Origin of the sequence: Alcaligenes pakistanensis, assembly GCF_014652815.1 — a bacterium.
Lineage (GTDB): Bacteria > Pseudomonadota > Gammaproteobacteria > Burkholderiales > Burkholderiaceae_B > Alcaligenes > Alcaligenes pakistanensis.
Genome location: NZ_BMZN01000011.1, coordinates 1 through 1,746, shown reverse-complemented (window position 1 = coordinate 1,746; position 1,746 = coordinate 1). Strand labels below are relative to the sequence as shown.

Here is a 1,746-nt window from a genome sequence, read left to right as displayed (position 1 = left end):
ATGAGCGAGTCGAACCCTTCGGGGATCGCCACAAGTTTGTATCAAGTGCTCACAAACGAAGAATGAAGATTTACCTTGTGTAAACTCTGAATTTTTCTTTGAGACACAATCGGTCTCGTCGCAAGACGGGACAACCACAGAGATTAAACTGAAGAGTTTGATCCTGGCTCAGATTGAACGCTAGCGGGATGCTTTACACATGCAAGTCGAACGGCAGCACGAGAGAGCTTGCTCTCTTGGTGGCGAGTGGCGGACGGGTGAGTAATATATCGGAACGTGCCTAGTAGCGGGGGATAACTACTCGAAAGAGTGGCTAATACCGCATACGCCCTACGGGGGAAAGGGGGGGATCGCAAGACCTCTCACTATTAGAGCGGCCGATATCGGATTAGCTAGTTGGTGGGGTAAAGGCTCACCAAGGCAACGATCCGTAGCTGGTTTGAGAGGACGACCAGCCACACTGGGACTGAGACACGGCCCAGACTCCTACGGGAGGCAGCAGTGGGGAATTTTGGACAATGGGGGAAACCCTGATCCAGCCATCCCGCGTGTATGATGAAGGCCTTCGGGTTGTAAAGTACTTTTGGCAGAGAAGAAAAGGTACCTCCTAATACGAGGTACTGCTGACGGTATCTGCAGAATAAGCACCGGCTAACTACGTGCCAGCAGCCGCGGTAATACGTAGGGTGCAAGCGTTAATCGGAATTACTGGGCGTAAAGCGTGTGTAGGCGGTTCGGAAAGAAAGATGTGAAATCCCAGGGCTTAACCTTGGAACTGCATTTTTAACTGCCGAGCTAGAGTATGTCAGAGGGGGGTAGAATTCCACGTGTAGCAGTGAAATGCGTAGATATGTGGAGGAATACCGATGGCGAAGGCAGCCCCCTGGGATAATACTGACGCTCAGACACGAAAGCGTGGGGAGCAAACAGGATTAGATACCCTGGTAGTCCACGCCCTAAACGATGTCAACTAGCTGTTGGGGCCGTTAGGCCTTAGTAGCGCAGCTAACGCGTGAAGTTGACCGCCTGGGGAGTACGGTCGCAAGATTAAAACTCAAAGGAATTGACGGGGACCCGCACAAGCGGTGGATGATGTGGATTAATTCGATGCAACGCGAAAAACCTTACCTACCCTTGACATGTCTGGAATCCCGAAGAGATTTGGGAGTGCTCGCAAGAGAACCGGAACACAGGTGCTGCATGGCTGTCGTCAGCTCGTGTCGTGAGATGTTGGGTTAAGTCCCGCAACGAGCGCAACCCTTGTCATTAGTTGCTACGCAAGAGCACTCTAATGAGACTGCCGGTGACAAACCGGAGGAAGGTGGGGATGACGTCAAGTCCTCATGGCCCTTATGGGTAGGGCTTCACACGTCATACAATGGTCGGGACAGAGGGTCGCCAACCCGCGAGGGGGAGCCAATCTCAGAAACCCGATCGTAGTCCGGATCGCAGTCTGCAACTCGACTGCGTGAAGTCGGAATCGCTAGTAATCGCGGATCAGAATGTCGCGGTGAATACGTTCCCGGGTCTTGTACACACCGCCCGTCACACCATGGGAGTGGGTTTCACCAGAAGTAGGTAGCCTAACCGTAAGGAGGGCGCTTACCACGGTGGGATTCATGACTGGGGTGAAGTCGTAACAAGGTAGCCGTATCGGAAGGTGCGGCTGGATCACCTCCTTTTAGAGCGAATGGCTCGCAAAGCGAAAGCGTCCACACTTATTGGCTGTTAGTTAATGTCATGACC

General features: G+C 52.7%; 1 rRNA gene. It reads left to right on the top strand.

The window, feature by feature from the left end:
* Positions 1 to 145 precede the first annotated feature (145 nt).
* A 16S ribosomal RNA gene (locus IE156_RS18280) occupies positions 146 to 1,682 on the top strand.
* The last annotated feature ends 64 nt before the right edge of the window (positions 1,683 to 1,746 follow it).